This window comes from Kitasatospora sp. NPDC023176, from assembly GCF_055560495.1.
The window spans coordinates 856,940-875,366 of sequence record NZ_JBVHIP010000001.1 but is presented as its reverse complement, the minus strand read 5'-3'; the positions used below and the strand labels follow the sequence as shown (position 1 = coordinate 875,366).

Sequence of the window (18,427 nt, the reverse complement as noted above, 5' to 3'; positions counted from 1 at the left end):
GGCCGAAGGCGGTCTTCAGCGCCCGGAACGCCGTCTTCGGATCGGAGAGGGCGTGGTGGACGGGCGGAATCGGCTTGTCGAGGCCGAGCAGTCGGTACACGGCGTGCATGGCGCCGCGCACCGAGTACTCGACGGTGAAGACGACGTCCTCGGGGATCTCGACGTACTGGCCGAGGAAGGCGAAGTTCCGGGCACCGTGCGGGATCACCCGGGGCCGGTCGTGGACCGAGCGGCGGGCGAACTGGCTGGTGATGTAGGGCATCATCACGGTGGTGACGGTGGTGGTGGCGCGGACCTCGTCGGCGATGTCGTCGAAGCCGAGCTGGCCGAGGAGTTCGGCGAGGATCTCCCGTCCGGTGGACTCGGCCATCGTCGTGCCGGTGTGCTCGCCGGGTGTGTCGATGAACAGGCCGTAGCCCCAGAGGGTGAAGACGTCCTTGGGCTGCCCGTCGAAGTGCGGCTGACGGGGCACGACGATCGACATCAGCCAGGGCGAGTCCTTGAAGGTCATCAGCGCGCCGGTGCCCGGGGCGTTGCCGCTGAACTCCTCGATGTGCTCGAGCAGCGCGGGGCTTCGCATGGTCAACGTGAAGGATTCCCAGGCGGCTTCGCCGACGTTGCCGTTGAAGACCGCCGGCTGGCCGAAGTCCGGCGCCTTGCGGGAGAGGGTCTCCCACAGCGTCCAGTTGCCGTCCCGCTTGTCCCGGATCAGCTCCGGCACGGTGTCGTCGTCGCCGTAGGCAGCGTCGGCGGTCATCGAGCCGAGCGTGATGAACGCCAGGTCGAGCTCGGCGAGTTCGACGCTCTCCCGGTGGCCGTCGCGGAGCAGGTGGAGGCGCTTCGCGCGGCGGATACCGTCCTGCTCGGTGAAGTCGACGTCGGTGACGGTGACGCCGTGCTCGAAGCGCACACCGCGCTCCTGCAGCCACCGGGTGAGCGGCCGGACGATGGAGTCGTACTGGTTGAGGCGGGTGCGGCGCACGCCCGCCAGGGTGTGGATGCGCGGGAACTCCTGGAGGAAGCGCAGGAAGTAGCGCTTGAGCTCGATCGCGCTGTGCCAGTTCTGGAAGGCGAAGGTGGTGCGCCACATCGCCCAGAAGTTCGTGGCGAAGAAGTGTTCGGAAAAGAACTGGTCGATCCGGCGGTCGCCGATCACCGACTCCGGCAGGACCAGCAACCGGGCCAGCTCCAGCCGGTCCTGGGCGTCGAGACCCAGGCGCGCGGCGTCGAGGACGCGGTGGTCCCGGTCGATCAGCCGGGCCCTGGCACGGGTGGGGCAGTCCCGGTTGAACCGGATGATCTCGTCCCGCACCGAGACGTTCTCGTCGTCGAGGGTGGGGATCGTCTCCAGGAGGTTCCACAGGCAGGTGTACGCCTCGTCCTCCAGCATCCGCCCGCCCCGGGTCACGTACGCCCGTTCCGGGGATCCACGCCCGTCGAGCGAGCCGCCGGCCAGCGGGAGCTGCTCCAGGACGTGGATGTTCTCGCCGGGGAACTCGCCGTCGCGGATCAGGAAGGCCGCGGCGGCCAGTGCCGCTATGCCGCCGCCGACCAGGTAGGCCTTCGTCCCGCGCCCGCTGTCGATCATGATCTGTCCCACTCGTCCACGAGTCCACGCCGTGCGGCGCGCCTGCACGGGTCGTGCAGGTGCCAGCCAGCCTGTGGCACGCGACGCACCCGGACGCAGGGCCGGCGGTCCCCACTTCGGGGCCGTACGTCCCGGGGCGGAGCGCGGTGCGGGGCCGTCCGGATGAAGTCGTGGACAACAGGGACCACCGGCCCCCGGTATCCCGTGGAACGAGGCCTTTTCGGCCCTGCGCGGACCTCGGCCGAGGGGGAAGGATGAAGGTCGGCCGACCGTCGGCGGTCGGTGAATCCGACAGACTCCGAGGAGTGCGCAGCCATGCCCATCACCCCCAGTTCGGCTCCCGCTGGACCGTCCGACGAGGAGGTCCGGGCGCTCGATGTCCACTGGCGGGCCGCCAACTACCTTGCGGCCGGCCAGATCTACCTGATGGCGAACCCCTTGCTGCGCGAACCGCTGCGTCCCGAGCACATCAAGCCCCGCCTGCTGGGCCACTGGGGCACCTCGCCCGGCCTCAACCTGGTGCACACCCACCTCAACCGTGTGATCAAGGCCCGGGACCTCGACGCCGTCTGCGTCTGGGGCCCCGGGCACGGCGGGCCCGCCGTCCTCGCGAACTCCTGGCTCGACGGCAGCTACACCGACACCTACCCCGACATCACCCGCGACGAGGCCGGCATGGCCCGGCTGTTCCGCCGGTTCTCCTTCCCCGGCGGCGTGCCCAGTCACGTCGCCCCCGAGACGCCCGGCTCCATCCACGAAGGCGGGGAACTCGGCTACGCGCTCTCACACGCCTACGGTGCCGCCTTCGACAACCCCGGCCTGCTGGTCGCCTGCGTGATCGGCGACGGCGAGGCCGAGACCGGCCCGCTGGCGGCTTCCTGGCACGGCAACAAGTTCCTCGACCCCGTCCACGACGGGGCCGTCCTGCCGATCCTCCACCTCAACGGCTACAAGATCGCCAACCCGACGGTCCTCGCCCGCCTGCCCGAGGCCGAACTCGACGCCCTGCTGCGCGGCTACGGCCACGCCCCGCTGTACGTAGTCGGCGACGACCCGCTCACGGTCCACCGTGCCATGGCCGAGGCCATGGACACCGCCCTGGACCGGATCGCCGCCATCCAGCACGAGGCCCGCGCCGGCGGCAGCACCCGCCGACCGCACTGGCCGCTCATCGTGCTGCGCACGCCCAAGGGCTGGACGGGCCCGGCGGAGGTCGACGGCCTGCCGGTCGAGGGCACCTGGCGCGCCCACCAGGTGCCGCTCGACCAGGTCCGCGACAACCCCGCGCACCTGCGGCAGCTGGAGGACTGGCTGCGCTCCTACCGGCCGGAGGAACTCTTCGACGAACTCGGGCGCCCGGCGGCGCAGGTCCTCGACTGCGTCCCCGAAGGCACCCGCCGCCTCGGCGCCAACCCGCACGCCAACGGCGGCCTGCTGCTGCGCGACCTGCCGATGCCGCCGCTGGAGCGCTACGCCGTACCCGTGGACAAGCCCGGCGCGACGCTGCACGAACCCACCCGGGTGCTCGGCGACCTGCTGGCCCAGCTGATGGCGGACACCGCCGAGCGCCGGGACTTCCGCCTGGTCGGCCCGGACGAGACCGCCTCCAACCGCCTCCAGGCCGTCTACCGGGCGACCGGCAAGGCGTGGCAGGCCGACACCCTGCCCGTCGACGAACACCTCGCCCACGACGGCCGGGTGATGGAGATCCTCTCCGAACACACCTGCCAGGGCTGGCTGGAGGGCTACCTGCTGACCGGCCGGCACGGCCTGTTCTCCTGCTACGAGGCCTTCGTCCACATCGTCGACTCCATGGTCAACCAGCACATCAAGTGGCTGCGCACCACCCGCGCCCTGCCCTGGCGCGCACCGATCGCCTCGCTCAACTACCTGCTCACCTCCCACGTCTGGCGCCAGGACCACAACGGCTTCTCCCACCAGGACCCCGGCTTCGTCGACCACGTCCTCAACAAGAGCCCCGAAGCCGTGCGGGTCTATTTCCCGCCGGACGCCAACACCCTGCTCGCCACCGCCGACCACGTGCTGCGCAGCCGCGACTACGTCAACGTCGTGGTCGCCGGCAAGCAGCCCTGCATCGACTGGCTCACCCTCGACGAGGCGCGGGCCCACTGCGCCCGTGGCGCCGGGATCTGGGAATGGGCCGGCACCGAGGACGGCACCGAGCCGGACGTCGTCCTCGCCTGCGCCGGTGACGTGCCCACCCAGGAGGTCCTCGCGGCTGCCGACCTGCTCCGCCGACACCTGCCCGACCTCCACGTCCGGGTGGTCAACGTGGTCGACCTGGCCCGGCTGATGCCCGCGGAGGAACACCCGCACGGGATGCCCGACGCCGAGTTCGACGCCCTGTTCACCCACGACCGGCCGGTGATCTTCGCCTACCACGGCTACCCGTGGCTGATCCACCGCCTCGCCTACCGCCGGGCCGTCCACCCGCAGCTGCACGTGCGCGGCTACAAGGAGTCCGGCACCACCACCACGCCCTTCGACATGGTGGTCCGCAACGACCTCGACCGCTACCGCCTCGTCATGGACGTCATCGACCGCGTCCCCGGCCTGGCCGTGCGCGCCGCCACCCTGCGCCAGGAGATGACAGACCGACGTGCCCGTCACCACGACTGGATCCGCGAGCACGGCACCGACCTGCCCGAGGTCACCGACTGGACCTGGCAGGGCTGACCCAAAACCAGGGGGGCCGAACGGCAGGAGAACAGCACCATGGAGCTACCCGTCACCGTCGGAATCGACGGCTCCGACACCAGCCTGACCGCCGCCGACTGGGCCGCCCGCGAGGCGCTGCTGCGCGGCTGCCCGCTGCGCGTCCTGCACGCCCTGCCCCTGATGCCTCATCTGCTCCCCAGCTGGTCGGCAGGACGGCGGCCCGACCCAGGCGCCCTTCTGCACGAGGTCCGCCACGTCCTGGCGGTGCGCTACCCGCAGCTGGAGACCCGCACCGAGGAGGTCCACGACCTCGCCACCGCAGCGCTGGTGGCCGCGGGGGAGGACGCCGAACTGCTCGTTGTCGCCGCCCGCGGTGCCGGCGGCTTCCCCGGACTGCGCATCGGGTCCACCGCCCTGCACCTGGCCGCCCGAGCAGGCTGCCCGACCGTGGTGCTCCCGGTGGACCCTCCGGGTCCGGAACCGCGTGAGCAGATCGTGCTCGGGCTGGACGCCCGCCGACCCACCGAAGCGGCCCTGGAGTTCGCCTTCGCCGCTGCACGCCGCCACGGACTGCCGCTGCACGTCGTCCACGCCTCGGCCGCCGGGGCAGACGACGACGAGGACGAACTCCTCGCCCGCACCCTCGCGCCGTGGCAGGCCGCCCATCCCGAGGTCGAGGCCGTCGCGGACAGCACAGGCGCGGGAGCGGGCCTGGCGCTGGTGGAGGCGTCGGCCAAGGCCCGACTGCTGGTGCTGGGCAGGCGGCCCGCAGTCCTGGTCGGCGCGCTCGGCCCGGTCGGCCACGCCGTCCTGCACCACACGCTCTGCCCGGTCGCCATCGTCCCGGAGGCGTGAGCGGGACCTTCGGGCCACACCTGGGGGCTGCTCGGCCCCTGGGACCGGCCTGCGGCGACCGCGATCGTGGATCGCGCACCGGGGTCGCCGGCATCCGCGCCGGGACCGTCGAACGAGGGAGGGCCGTCATCATGCCGTACGCCGTAGTGGTCGGAGTCGACGGATCGGGAACGAGTACAGCCGCCGCCGAGTGGGCTGCCCAGGAGGCGCGCCGCAGCGGCCGGCCGCTGCGGCTGCTCCACGCCGGGGGCGCGAGCTCGCCCGCGCCCGGGGAGGCCGACCGCGGCGGCGAGCCGCTGCCGCCGTCGGTGCTCGCCACCCGGGACCACATAGCGAGCGTGCTGCCCGGCCTGGAGCTGACCTGCGAGCACATGCCGGGGAACCCGGCCTACGCGCTCGCCGCCGCCGGGGGCCGCAACGGCCTGCTGGTGCTCGGCTCGCGCGGCCTGGGAGGGTTCGCCGGGCTGCTGGTCGGCTCCGTCTCGCTGCGGGTGGCGGGCCACGCGAACTGCCCCGTCGTGCTGCTCCGCGCCGGGGCCGACGGCCAGGGCGGCGGCTCGGGCGACGTGGTGGTCGGGCTGGACAGCGACCAGGCCTGCCCGGACGTCATCGCCTTCGCCTTCGAACAGGCCGCGGCACGGGGCGCGACGCTGCGCGTGCTGGAGAGCCGGAAGGTGCCCGCGGGGCCGTACTCGACCGAGGCCGTGGTGGACCAGCGGGAGATCAGGGAGGCGTTGGAAGCCGCGGAGCTGATGCGGCTCCAGGACGCCCTGGCCCCCTGGCGGGAGAAGCACCCGGAGGTCCGGGTCCAGGCCGAGCTCACCGCCTGGCCGGCCGGACGGGCGCTGGTGGAGGCCTCCCGGAGCGCCTGCCTGACGGTGGTGGGACGCCGCCGGCCCAGGCTCCACCCGGCCGCGCCCTGGCTGGGCTCCGTCGCCCACGCCGTGCTCCACCACGCGCACAGCCCGGTCGCGATCGTGCCGCACGACTGAGGCCGGCCCCGCGCACGGCCGTGGTGCGGACCGACAGCGGTCCGCACCACGGCCGTCGGCGTGTCCACGGGGGACCACGCGGGCGCGGGCGAACGAGAGGACCTTCGGCCCGCAGGACTACCCCCAATGGCCGGGGCCCGGCCCGCATCGGCCGGGGGAGGCTGTCGGTGGACAGCCCGACCGGACATCTGCGGGCGCCAGCTTCCCCGGAAACCGAAAGGTGGTCCAGCCCATGCCCCGCCAGACACAGACCGAGGCGAAAGCCCCCTCCGTCCCGGTCCAGGCCCAGGTCACAGTGCCGACCGCGGACATCGCTGTCGACCGTCTGGTGCGCAACGCGCTCGACGCGCTGGCCGCGTATGCGCCGTTCACCCAGGAGCAGGTCGATCACATCGTCAAGAAGGCCTCGCTGGCCGCGCTGGAGCGGCACACCGGCCTCGCGGTGCTGGCGGTGGAGGAGACCGGGCGCGGGGTGTTCGAGGACAAGGCGGTGAAGAACGTCTTCGCCTGCGAGAACGTCACCCACGTGATGGCCCGGACGAAAACGGTCGGGGTGGTGCACCGGGACGAGATCGACGGCATCGTGGAGATCGCCGAGCCGGTCGGCGTGGTCGCGGGTATCACCCCGGTCACCAACCCGACCTCGACGACGATCTTCAAGTGCCTGCTCGCGCTCAAGACCCGCAACCCGATCGTCTTCGGCTTCCACCCCTCGGCCCAGCGTTGCTCCGCCGAGGCGGCCCGGATCGTGCGGGACGCGGCGGTGGCGGCCGGCGCGCCGGAGCACTGCATCCAGTGGATCGAGGAGCCGTCGATGGCGGCCACCGGCGCGCTGATGAAGCACCCGGACGTCGCGACGATCCTGGCCACCGGCGGCAACGCGATGGTGCGGGCCGCGTACTCGTGCGGCAAGCCGGCTCTGGGCGTTGGCGCGGGCAACGTGCCGGCGTACGTGGAGCGGAGCGCGGACCTGAAGCGGGCGGTCAACGACATCGTCCTGTCCAAGTCCTTCGACAACGGCATGATCTGCGCCTCCGAACAGGCCGTCGTCCTGGACGCGGAGATCCGCGACGCCGCGCTCGCCGAGTTCCGGAAGCTGAAGGCGCACCACGCGAGCGTCGAGGAGAAGGCGCTGCTGGAGCGGTACCTGTTCGGTACCGGCGACGGTACCGGCTGCGCCGGCGGCCGGCTGAACTCGGCGGTGGTGGGCCGTTCGGCCGCGCAGGTGGCCGAGGAGGCGGGCTTCGAGGTGCCGGCCGACACCTCGGTGATCCTCGCCGACTGCGACCGGGTCGGGCCGGCCGAACCGCTGACCCGGGAGAAGCTCTGCCCGGTGCTCGCCGTCCTCACCGCCCGCTCGCGCCGCGAGGGTGTCGAACTGGCCGCTGCGATGGTGGAGTTCGACGGCCTCGGGCACTCGGCCGCGGTGCACACCGAGGACGCGGCGTTCGCCGAGGAGTTCGGGCACGCGGTCAAGGCCTGCCGGATCATCTGGAACGCGCCCAGCTCGCAGGGCGGCATCGGCGACGTCTACAACGCCTTCACCCCCTCGATGACCCTCGGCTGCGGCAGCTACGGGCACAACTCGGTGTCCGGGAACGTCTCGGCGCTGAACCTCGTCAACATCAAGCGGATCGGGCGGCGCAACACCAACATGCAGTGGTTCAAGGTCCCGCCGAAGATCTACTTCGAGCGCAACTCGGTCAAGTACCTGGCGAGCATGCCGAACGCCCACCGGATCGCCGTTGTCACCGACCGGACCATGGTGGAGATCGGCCACCTGGAGCGGATCCGCGGCGTGCTCGACCGCCGCCGCGACCCGGTCGAGGTGCGGGTGGTGGACGACGTCGAGCCCAATCCGAGCATCGACACCGTACGCAAGGGCGCCGCCCTGATGCGGGAGTTCGAACCGGACACCATCATCGCGCTCGGCGGCGGCTCACCGATGGACGCCGCCAAGGTGATGTGGCTGATGTACGAGCACCCGGAGGTCGAGTTCGCGGACCTGAAGGAGAAGTTCTTCGACATCCGCAAGCGCGCCTTCACCTTCCCCGACCTCGGCGAGAAGGCCAAGCTGGTGTGCATCCCGACCACCTCCGGCACCGGCAGCGAGGTCACCCCCTTCGCGGTGATCACCGACACCGCCACCGGCCAGAAGTACCCGCTCGCCGACTACGCGCTCACCCCGAGCGTGGCCATCGTCGACCCGGCGCTCACCACCGGCCTGCCGAAGCACGTCACCGCGGACACCGGCTTCGACGCCCTCACCCACTGCATCGAGACCTACGTGTCCGTCTACGCCAACGACTTCACCGACGGCCTGGCGCTCCAGGGTATCCGGCTCATCTTCGAGAACCTGGAACGGGCCGTGCTGAACGGCCCGGACGACCCGGTGGCACGGGAGAAGATGCACAACGCCGGGACGATCGCCGGAATGGCCTTCGGCTCCGCCTTCCTGGGCGCGGTCCACGCCATGGCTCACACCCTCGGCGCCACCTTCCACATCGCCCACGGCCGCACCAACGCCCTGCTGCTGCCGCACGTGATCCGCTGGAACGGCTCCGCCCCGGCGAAGGTCACCGGCTGGCCCAAGTACCAGAGCTACACCGCCCCGGAGCGCTATCAGGCCATCGCCCGGATGCTCGGCCTGCCGGCCGCGACCCCGGAGCAGGGCGTCGAGTCCCTCGCGGCGGCGGTCGAGGAACTGCGCGACAAGGTCGGCATCCCGCGCTCCTACAAGGCGGCGGGCGTGGACGAGGCGGCCTTCCTCGCCGCCCTGCCCCAGCAGGCGATGAACGCCTACGAGGACCAGTGCGCCCCCGCCAACCCCCGGATGCCGATGGTCGCCGACATGCAGCAGCTGATGCGCCAGGCCTACTACGGCGACGAGGCCTGAGAGAGGACACCGACATGGCCACCTCGCAGCAGGAAAACACCACGAGCGCCTGGGCCGGCTTCAAGGGCGGACTCTGGCGGGACGCGATCGACGTCCGTGACTTCATCCAGCACAACTACACCCCGTACGAGGGCGACAGTTCCTTCCTGGTCGGTCCCACCGAGCGGACGTTGGCCGTGTGGAAGCGGATCACCGCCCGCTTCCCCGAGGAGCGCGCCAAGGGGGTCCTCGACATCGCGTACGACGTCCCGTCGAGCATCACCGCGCATGCGCCTGGATACATCGACCGGGAACGGGAGTTGATCGTCGGCCTGCAGACCGACGCCCCGCTCAAGCGCGCGATCATGCCGAGCGGCGGCTGGCGGATGGTCGCTGGCGCGCTGCGCACCTACGGCTACCCGGTCGACCCGCAGCTGGAGAAGGTCTTCACCGAGTACCGCAAGACCCACAACGACGGCGTCTTCGACGCCTACACCCCCGAGATCCTCGCCGCCCGCAAGGCCGGCGTCATCACCGGCCTGCCGGACGCCTACGGGCGCGGGCGGATCATCGGCGACTACCGCCGCGTCGCCCTGTACGGCGTGGACCGTCTGATCGAGGCCAAGCTCGCCGAGAAGGCCGAACTGGACGCGGCGCCCACCGACCCCGCCCGGCTGGAGGAGACGATCCGCGAACGCGAGGAACTCGCCGAGCAGATCCGGGCGCTGGGCGAACTCAAGCAGATGGCCGACGGCTACGGGTACGACATCTCGGGCCCGGCCGCGACCGCCCGCGAGGCGATCCAGTGGCTCTACTTCGCCTACCTGGCGGCGGTCAAGGAGCAGAACGGCGCGGCGATGTCGCTCGGCCGCACCTCGACCTTCCTCGACGTCTATCTCCAGCGCGACCTGGCCGAAGGTGTACTGACGGAGCGCCAGGCCCAGGAGCTGGTGGACGACTTCGTCATCAAGCTCCGAATCGTCCGCTTCCTGCGCACCCCCGAGTACGACGAGCTGTTCTCCGGGGACCCGACCTGGGTCACCGAGTCGATCGGCGGCATGGGCGCCGACGGGCGGACGCTGGTCACCCGGACGTCCTTCCGCTACCTGCAGACCCTCTACAACCTGGGCCCGGCGCCCGAGCCCAACATGACGGTCTTCTGGTCTCCGCAACTCCCAAGGGGATTCAAGGAGTTCTGCGCCCGAGTGTCGATCGACACCTCCTCGGTGCAGTACGAGTCCGACGAGCTGATGCGCCCGCGCTTCGGCGACGACACCGCGATCGCCTGCTGCGTCTCCGCCATGGAGGTCGGCAAGCAGATGCAGTTCTTCGGCGCCCGGGTCAACCTCGCCAAGACCCTCCTCTACGCGATCAACGGCGGCCGGGACGAGCTGACCGGCGCCCAGGTCGGCCCGGCCACCGATCCGGTCGACGGAACCGTGCTCGACTACGACGAGGTGCTGGCCCGCCTCGACGAGCAGTTGGAGTGGCTGGCCGGGACGTACGTCCACGCCCTGAACGTCATCCACTACATGCACGACAGGTACGCCTACGAGCGGATCGAGATGGCCCTGCACGACCGGGACGTCCGGCGCACCATGGCCTGCGGCATCGCCGGGCTCGCGGTGGCCGCCGACTCGCTGTCGGCCATCAAGTACGCGAAGGTCCGGCCCGTGCGGGACGAGACCGGGCTGGTCACCGACTACCTCGTCGACGGGGAGTATCCGGCGTACGGCAACAACGACGACCGGGCGGACGAGATCGCGGTCCGGCTGGTCGAGGACTTCATGGCGAAGGTGCGCAAGCACCCCACCTATCGGGGCGCCGAGCACACCCAGTCCGTCCTGACCATCACCTCCAACGTCGTCTACGGCAAGAAGACCGGCAACACCCCGGACGGACGGCGGACTGGCGAGCCGTTCTCCCCCGGCGCCAACCCGATGAACGGGCGCGACGTCCACGGCTACGTGGCCAGCGCGCTCTCCGTCGCGAAGCTGCCGTACCAGCAGGCCGAGGACGGCATCTCGCTCACCAACACCGTCACCCCGGACGCGCTCGGGCGCACCGAGGCCGAGCGGATCACCAACCTGGTGGGCGTCCTGGACGGCTACGTCACCTGCCACGGCTTCCACATGAACGTCAACGTCCTCGACCGGGACACCCTGTTGGACGCCATGGACCACCCGGAGAAGTACCCGCAGCTGACCATCCGGGTCAGCGGCTACGCGGTCAACTTCGTCCGCCTCACGCGGGAGCAGCAGCTCGACGTGATCGGCCGCACCTTCCACGACGCCCTGTAGGCCTCACCCCCGCTCGCGGTGCCGGCGCATCCCCGACCAAGGGCGCCGGCACCGCGCTTTACCGGGAGATTCCCATGCCCGACCCCGTTCTGCCCGTCCATCTGTCGAGTCGATCCGCGTCGGCCGCGACACCGGCCGCCGTCGCCAGCAGGCGCCCGGCCGGCGGAATGTTCCACTCCTGGGACCTGTCCACCGGTGTCGACGGCCCCGGCACCCGCTTCGTCGCCTTCCTGGCCGGGTGCCCGCTGCGCTGCCTGTACTGCCACAACCCCGATACCTGGCACCTGCGTGACGGGCGGCGCATCCGCGCGGACGAGATCGTCAGCGAGGCGGCCAAGTGCGTCGAGTTCATCCGCGCCTCCGGCGGCGGCGCCACCGTCAGCGGTGGCGAGCCGCTGCTTCAGCCGGTTTTCACCGGCGAGTTGCTGCACCGCTTCAAGCACGGACTCGGCCTGCACACCGCGCTGGACACCTCCGGCTTCCTGGGCATCCGCGCCACCGACGCGCTGCTCGCCGACACCGACCTCGTCCTGCTCGACGTCAAGTCCTGGGACCGCGCCCTCTACCGGCACCTGACCGGGCGGGAGCTGGCCCCCACCCTGGACTTCGCCCGCCGTCTGGCGGATCTCGGCAAGGAGGCCTGGGTCCGCTTCGTCCTCGTCCCCGGCCTGACCGACCCCATCGAGAACGTCGAGGGGGTCGCCGCCTTCGCCGCGTCGCTGGGCAACGTCACCAGGGTCGACGTCCTCCCGTTCCACAAGCTCGGCATGGCGAAGTGGCGTGCGCTGGGCCTGGACTGCACGCTGGCGGACACCCCGGCGCCCACCAGCGACCAGACGGCGCAGGCGCGTGCCGTGTTCGAGGCCCACGGCCTGCACACCGTCTGACGTACCTGACCGGACGCCGACGCATCGCACGAGAGCGAGGCTCCCCGACGGGAAGCCTCGCTCTCGTGTGCCCGGGAGCCGAAGTGCCGCGGCGGGTGGGCGCCGCGGCCTGACACGGTGCGCCGGCCTTGGTCTGGCTGCCCCAGCCGGCAGCGATGTCTGCCGGTGTGGTGTCGGAGATCAGGGGCGCGCTGAACCGGAAACCGCCGGAGCCGACGGCACCTTCCCCGTGGAGGGGTTGGTGCCGCCGGGCTCCGGCCGCGGGGCCTCAGTGTGCGGTGCTTCCGGGACGGCGGTGGGGTCTCAGCGGAGCCAGGCGTGCTCGCGGACGACCGGGAGGGCAGCCCAGCGGCGCCCCAGCCCCCAGACATCGCCCGCGCCGACGGCGGCCAGCGCGATGAGCAGCAGCGCGTAGACGACGTGGTAGTCGACGACGGGGTTGCTGGAACCGCTGGCGGCGCCGTTGGCCAGCTGCCGGGCGGGCGGCCACTCGGCGGCCCACATCAGGGCCAGGAGCAGGGTGCCGCCACCGGCGGCGACGCGCATCCCGACGCCGCCGACGAAGGCGAGGCCGATGCCGAGCAGGCCGAGCATGAACAGCCAGTCGGCCCAGGCCTGCCCGGCCCAGGCGTGGAAGGTGGACTGGAGCGGACCGGCCGAGACGTGGCTGAGGAAGCCCTTCGTCGGGGAGCCGCCGTTGAGCCAGGAGCCGGCCTCTCCGGTGGCGTAGCCGAGGCCGAATGTCTTGTCGAGGAAGGCCCAGAGGAAGACGAAGCCGACGGTGATCCTGGCGCCCGCGATCGCGAGCCCTGCCCCGGTGGTCAGGGCGACGGCGCCCGATGTCTCCCGGGAGCGCCGGGTCGCGACCGGGCGCCGGCCCGTGGTCAGACGGTGGGTGAACCGGGGGAGGTGCGGGTGATGGACGGCCATGGCGAGCTCTCCTTGTCGATTTCACGATGGATCGGTCGTTCTGTGGCGCCGGGACAGGACCGTCGGCCGGGCCTTGAGGCGCCGAGCTCCCAGGCACCGGGGCCGGGTGGAGCGGGGAGGCGGACGGCGCCGCGCCCGCCTCCCCGGGGTGCGCCGGTCGGGCTACTTGCGGTGCATGGTGTGCAGGGCCTGAGCCAGGACGTGCGGGTCGTGGTGGCCCTTGTGGACAGCCGGGGGCTGCCGGTCGAGGTCGAGCAGTTGCGCGACGGCGGCCCAGGCGGTGCGTACGGAGTACTCGACGGTGAAGACGACGTCGTCGGGGACCTCGGCGTACTGGCCGATGAAGGCGAGGTTGGTGGAGCCCTTCGGGACCACCTGCGGCCGGTCGCCGTGGCTTCGTGCCAGGAACTGGCTGGTGATGTAGGGCATCAGGCAGGGGATGGCGTTCGAGGTCTCGGCGATCTTCTCGGCGGTGTCGGGGTCCACGGCCAGGTGCTGGAGGACTTCCTGGAGGATCTCCGCGCCGCTGCACTCCCTCATCGGCTTCTTGACGAAGGTGCCGGGCTTGTCGGGGAAGAGGCCGTAGCCCCACCACACGGATACCTCCTCGGGCTGCTGCTGGTAGACCGGCTGGCGGTTGACGACGACGGTGAGCAGCCACGGGGAGTCGGTGAGGGTGAGCAGTCCGCCGTGGCCGGTCGGGCGGCCGGTGAACTTCTCCATCCAGTCGAGGAAGGCGGGGTCCTTGGCCGTGACGGTGAAGGACTCCCAGGTGGATTCGTCCGGGTGGTGGTCGAAGACGGCGGGGTTGCCGAAGTCCTCGCGGCCGCGCGCTATCCGGTGCCACAGCAGGAAGGAGTCGGGGCTGAGGGAGGTGTTCGGGCTCGCCGGCGGGGCGGTGTGGGAGCCGAGGACGGAGTCGGCGGTCATCGAGCCGTTGGTGACGAACACGAGGTCGTCCTCGGCAACCGGGATGTCGGCGTGCGCGCCGGTGAAGTGGATGCGCTCGACGCTCGTTCCCGGCCCGCGCCGGAAGGCCAGGTCCGCGACTCGGCGGCCGGTGTGGAGGTGGACTCCCTGCTCCAGGAGCCAGGCGGTGAGCGGGCGGACGATCGAGTCGTACTGGTTGTAGCGGGTCCGGTAGATCCCGGACATCGTCTGGAACTCCGGGAAGAGGTGGATGAAGCGCTTGAGGTAGCGCTGGAACTCGATGGCGCTGTGCCAGGGTTCGAACGCGAAGGTGGTGCACCACATGTACCAGAAGTCGGTGGTGAAGAAGCCCTCGTCGAAGCAGTCCGTGATGCGCTTGCCGTCCAGCAGCCGCTCGGGCGTGGCCAGGCACTTGACCAGTTCGAGCCGGTGGCGTTCGGAGAAGCCCATGGCGTGTCCGTCGCAGATCTCGCCACCCGCCCGCACCAGGCGGGCGGTGTCGTCCCAGGGGGACTCCTCGTGTGAGTCGAGGATGTCCTGGGTGGCCGACTTCGACGGGTCGTCCAGCGACGGGATGCCGGACAGCAGGTCGTACGTGCAGCGGAACTGTGCCTCGAACATCCGGCCGCCGCGCATCGTGTACCCCGTCTCGGGCGTACCGCCCGCGTCCAGGCTGCCGCCGACCACCTCCTGGTCCTCGTAGAGGTGGATGTCGTCGCCGGTGAAACCCGCGTCCCGGATGAGGAACGTTGCTGCGGACAGGGCGGCGATGCCGCCTCCGACCAGGTGGGCCTTGGGCATCGGAGATCTCCTCAACTGTCGTGCACTGAACCGCCATCGGCTGGATGAGCAGCGATCCCGGCGGTCGACGCCGGGCGATCGAGTCCATCGATCGGGGGTGCGGACGACAGCTTGCTCCCGAGTCGGCCGACGGGTCGTTGGGCCATTGGTCACCGATGGCGGAACGACGGTCCCGGTGGCATCCCGGGTTCGCGGGACCGGCGGACCGGGACCTTCGGGCTCTGCCGCAGGGCAATGTGGACCCTGCCGAACAGCGGTGCGGGAAGGAAGGGTTGACCGGGCGCACACCTACCGCAGGACCCGAGGAGGAGACCCATGAACAGTCCCGGACCAACCCCCGCCGTGCCCGCGCCCGTGTCCCTGCTCGGGCCCCTGGTCGTCGGCGTCGGCCGCTCCGCGGCCAGCCGCGGAGCCGTGACCTGGGCGGCGGACGAGGCCGCCCGCACGGGCAGGGCGCTGCGGCTGGTCCACGTCCTGGAGCGGCCGCAGAGCGATCCGGATGAGGACCCCCGCGACTGCTGAACGATCACCTCCGAGTCGGGGGCGACATCGTCCTGGCACAGGCACTCAAGCTCGTTGAGGAGAGGCACCCCAGTGTGGAGACCGAGACCCGCGCGGTCGACGGGCCACGGGCGCGAGGCCTGCTGGAGCAGGCCGCGGACGCCTCGCTCCTGGTCGTCGGAGGCAAGCGCAGGCCGGTTGCCGAGCAGGTGCTCACGCTCCCGCCGATCGGCGTCGCTCAGCTCCCACGCCCCCTGCCCGGTGGCGGTCGTCCGCGAGACGGCGGATACCGCCGTGAATGCCCCAGGCCGCTGGCCGTCGTCGGAGCGGACGGATCGCAGGACTCCCTGGCGGCTCTGGAACTCGCCTTCGCGCAGGCCGCGGCACGCGGTGCCGTGCTGCGCGTAGTCCGAGTCTGCCGGGCCCGCCAGGAACGGACCTCCGCAGCGCGCGCTGAGTCTGCAGGCCGCGCTGAGGTCGAACTGCTGCGCGCAACCGCCGAGTTGCGCAAGCGCGACCGCGAGTCGAAGTCGAGCACGAGGTGGTGTTCGGGCGCCCCGTGGGAGCACTGCTGGGCGAGGCGACTCGGGCCCTGTGCCTCGTTGTCGGTTCGCGGGGCCTCGGCAGTTTCCGGGGTCTGCTCCTGGGGTCGGTGAGTCATGCCCTCGTCGAGCACGCGGAGTGCCCGTTGATCGTCGTCCCCCTGCGCAAGGGGCGCTGAGGGGCATGGGGCGGATCCCAGCCTCGACCGCTCACGCGGTCCGGGCGGGACCGGCAGGCCCAAGACCGCACCGTACGGCATCGCCTTCGGCAGGGAACTCACATTCCTGTGCTGGGCAAGGGCCGGGCTGAAGGTCCCGGCCTTCGGGACCCGTTCGGTCCTTCGCAAGTCCGCCGGCAGTGCCGATGGTTGAGACCAACGAGAACACGAAGGAGAAGGCACGTGAGCGAGCAGACCGGACCGGAGCAGCGGATCGTGGTCGGTGTCGACGGATCGCCGGCATCGGTCGACGCACTCCGGTGGGCCGTCGGCCAGGCCCGCATGCAGGGCGCCGTGGTGGAGGCCCTGATCGCGTGGCAGCACCCGGTGGCCACCGGGTGGACAGTGCCGATCGAGGCCTACGAGGATCTCCCGGGCATCGCGCGGAAGATCCTCGACGACAGCGTCACGGTGGCGACCGGTTCCGACGCCCCGGTCGAGATCAGGACCCGGGTGCAGGAGGGCGGCGCCGCGGCGTGCCTGCTGGACGCGGCCCGCGGCGCCGAACTCCTGGTCGTCGGCAGCAGGGGCCACGGAGGATTCACCGGAGCCCTGCTCGGCTCGGTAGGCCAGCACTGCGTCCAGCACGCGCCCTGCCCCGTCGTCGTGGTCCGCCACCGGAACGACTGACCCGCACACCCAGCACCCGACGCGCGGCCGCGCCGCCGATCGGAAAGGAGCGAACCGACCATGCGACACCGGATCGTGGGAGAACTGATGACCCCGGCGGTCGTGCACGTACGGCCCGACACCGGATTCAAGGAGATCGTCCGGCTGCTCGCCGAGCACGACATCACCGCCGTGCCCGTCCTGGACCAGGAGGACCGGCCGCTCGGTCTGGTCTCCGAAGCCGACCTGCTGCTCAACGAGGCCGCCCAGGAGGACCCCGCCGGACTGCTGCTCACCCCGGACCTGCCGCCCCGCGAGCGCGCCCGCAGCCGGGCGACCACCGCCGTGGGCCTCATGACCACCCCGGCCGTGTGCGCGCGCCCGGAGTGGACGGTGGTCGAAGCGGCCCGCCTGATGCAGAGCGAGCGCGTCAAGCGCCTGCCCGTCGTCGACGAGGCCGGCCGCCTGGTGGGCATCGTCAGCCGCAGCGACCTGCTCCGCGTGTTCCTGCGCCACGATGCGGCGATCCGCGAGGAGATCCGGGCCGAGGTCCTGCGCCGCGTCCTGGGCATCGACCCGGACACCGTGGACGTCCGGGTGCAGGACGGCCGCGTGACCCTCACCGGCGCGCTCGGCCACGGCGGCCAGGCGGCGGTGGTCGAGCGCCTGTGCCGCAGCGTGGACGGCGTCGTCGACGTCGCCAGCCACCTCGACCACCGCGCGAAGGCCACCACTGCCCTGAACCGGGCCGGCTGACTCTCCGCCGCAACCACCCGCGGGATCCGGCACCGGCCGCCGTCGAGGACTTCGACGGCGGCCGACCGGTACCGTTCGCACCCGCCGATAAGTTCCAACTCACTTGCATGCCGCATCCTCCAGGAGATCGCGCCGGACGGCACGGTGCTGCGCGAGGTCCGGAACCCGTTCCACCACCACGACGCGTCCGTGCTGCGCAACGGAAACCTGCTGGTCCTCGGCGTCGAGCCGCTCGACCCGGCCGACGCCGCCCGCATCTCGGGCGGCATCCCCGGCTCGGAGGCGCCCGGCGGAGTCACCTACGGCGACGTGGTGTACGAGCTCACGTGGGAGGGCGAAGTGGTCTGGCGCTGGGCCGCGATCGAGCACCTCGACCCCGAACTTGCCCCGCTCAACCCGCACTTCGCCCGCGAGCACTGGCCGATGGCCAACACCGTCAACGAACTCGCCGACGGCGGCGTGGTGGTGGGCTTCCGCAGCGCCTCCACGACGGTCGCCGTCGACCGGGCCGACGGGAGTGTCCGCTGGCGGCTCGGCCCGGACGTGCTCGCCCAGCAGCACCACCCGCACGAGCTGGCGGGCGGCACCATCCTGGTCTTCGACAACGGCACCTACCGCGACACCACCTCGGTGCCCTACTCCCGGGTCGTCGAGATCGACCCGGCGAGCGGCCGGCTGGTCTGGACGTACGAGGACAACCCGCCGCAGAACTTCTACAGCCCCTACATGTCCAGCGCCCAGCGGCTTCCCAACGGCAACACCTTCATCGCCGAGGGCTCCTTCGGCCGACTCTTCGAGGTCACCCCGGACGGGGACGTGGTCTGGGAGTACGTCGTGCCCGAGTTCGGCGCCTTCGGCCAGGGGGTGGGCCTGGAGTCCTCCCGTGGAGCGCAGAACGCCGTCTTCCGCGCCTACCGCTACTCCGCCGAGCAGATCCCCTGGCTCTGACGGCACACGGATGCGA

Annotated in this window: 13 protein-coding genes and 1 pseudogene; 11 read left to right on the top strand and 3 right to left on the bottom strand. The window is 71.5% G+C overall.

Translation table 11 applies throughout. From position 1 onward, the window contains the following. On the bottom strand, positions 1-1,588 hold a 1,588-nt coding region (locus tag ACZ3YL_RS03985), incomplete at its 3' end, for an oleate hydratase (RefSeq protein WP_465655193.1). 315 nt (positions 1,589-1,903) lie between these two features. Between ACZ3YL_RS03985 and ACZ3YL_RS03980 the strand changes: the two genes are divergently transcribed. The 6 genes from ACZ3YL_RS03980 (at position 1,904) to pflA (ending at position 12,176) form a co-directional block, all read left to right on the top strand. Further along, positions 1,904-4,285, top strand: a complete 2,382-nt coding sequence (locus ACZ3YL_RS03980) for a phosphoketolase family protein (RefSeq protein WP_465655191.1) — start codon at positions 1,904-1,906, stop codon at positions 4,283-4,285. A 39-nt stretch (positions 4,286-4,324) separates the two neighbouring features. After that, positions 4,325-5,122: a universal stress protein gene (locus ACZ3YL_RS03975; protein ID WP_465655189.1), complete on the top strand. Its 798-nt coding sequence runs from the start codon at positions 4,325-4,327 to the stop codon at positions 5,120-5,122. Positions 5,123-5,253: 131 nt separating this feature from the next. Beyond that, on the top strand, positions 5,254-6,114 hold the full coding sequence (locus ACZ3YL_RS03970) for a universal stress protein (RefSeq protein ID WP_188302035.1): 861 nt from the start codon (positions 5,254-5,256) through the stop codon (positions 6,112-6,114). A 232-nt stretch (positions 6,115-6,346) separates the two neighbouring features. Next, complete coding sequence (gene adhE / locus ACZ3YL_RS03965) at positions 6,347-9,010, top strand: bifunctional acetaldehyde-CoA/alcohol dehydrogenase (protein WP_465655187.1); 2,664 nt, start codon at positions 6,347-6,349, stop codon at positions 9,008-9,010. Between the two features lie 14 nt (positions 9,011-9,024). Further along, entirely contained in the window at positions 9,025-11,289 is a 2,265-nt protein-coding gene (pflB, locus tag ACZ3YL_RS03960) for a formate C-acetyltransferase (protein ID WP_465655185.1), read from the top strand. Between the two features lie 74 nt (positions 11,290-11,363). After that, a complete protein-coding gene (pflA, locus tag ACZ3YL_RS03955) occupies positions 11,364-12,176 on the top strand; it encodes a pyruvate formate-lyase-activating protein (protein ID WP_465655183.1) in 813 nt (270 codons plus the stop codon). Positions 12,177-12,479: 303 nt separating this feature from the next. Here the strand turns inward: pflA and ACZ3YL_RS03950 are convergent, their stop codons facing one another. Beyond that, positions 12,480-13,106: a hypothetical protein gene (locus ACZ3YL_RS03950; protein ID WP_188302031.1), complete on the bottom strand. Its 627-nt coding sequence runs from the start codon at positions 13,104-13,106 to the stop codon at positions 12,480-12,482. 162 nt (positions 13,107-13,268) lie between these two features. Next, positions 13,269-14,837, bottom strand: a complete 1,569-nt coding sequence (locus ACZ3YL_RS03945) for an oleate hydratase (RefSeq protein WP_465655181.1) — start codon at positions 14,835-14,837, stop codon at positions 13,269-13,271. 315 nt (positions 14,838-15,152) lie between these two features. Here ACZ3YL_RS03945 and ACZ3YL_RS03940 point away from each other — a divergent pair, with 315 nt between their 5' ends. The 5 genes and pseudogenes from ACZ3YL_RS03940 (at position 15,153) to ACZ3YL_RS03920 (ending at position 18,411) form a co-directional block, all read left to right on the top strand. Continuing rightward, a complete protein-coding gene (locus ACZ3YL_RS03940; RefSeq protein ID WP_188302029.1) occupies positions 15,153-15,359 on the top strand; it encodes a universal stress protein in 207 nt (68 codons plus the stop codon). Positions 15,360-15,433: 74 nt separating this feature from the next. Continuing rightward, a pseudogene (locus ACZ3YL_RS03935) lies at positions 15,434-16,059 on the top strand (universal stress protein). A gap of 222 nt (positions 16,060-16,281) precedes the next feature. After that, positions 16,282-16,728: a universal stress protein gene (locus ACZ3YL_RS03930; protein ID WP_465655179.1), complete on the top strand. Its 447-nt coding sequence runs from the start codon at positions 16,282-16,284 to the stop codon at positions 16,726-16,728. A 60-nt stretch (positions 16,729-16,788) separates the two neighbouring features. Further along, positions 16,789-17,463: a CBS domain-containing protein gene (locus ACZ3YL_RS03925; protein ID WP_188302028.1), complete on the top strand. Its 675-nt coding sequence runs from the start codon at positions 16,789-16,791 to the stop codon at positions 17,461-17,463. 144 nt (positions 17,464-17,607) lie between these two features. After that, positions 17,608-18,411 carry an aryl-sulfate sulfotransferase gene (locus tag ACZ3YL_RS03920; RefSeq protein ID WP_465655177.1) on the top strand — a complete coding sequence of 268 codons (804 nt, stop codon included), beginning with the start codon at positions 17,608-17,610 and terminating at the stop codon, positions 18,409-18,411. Positions 18,412-18,427 lie beyond the last annotated feature (16 nt).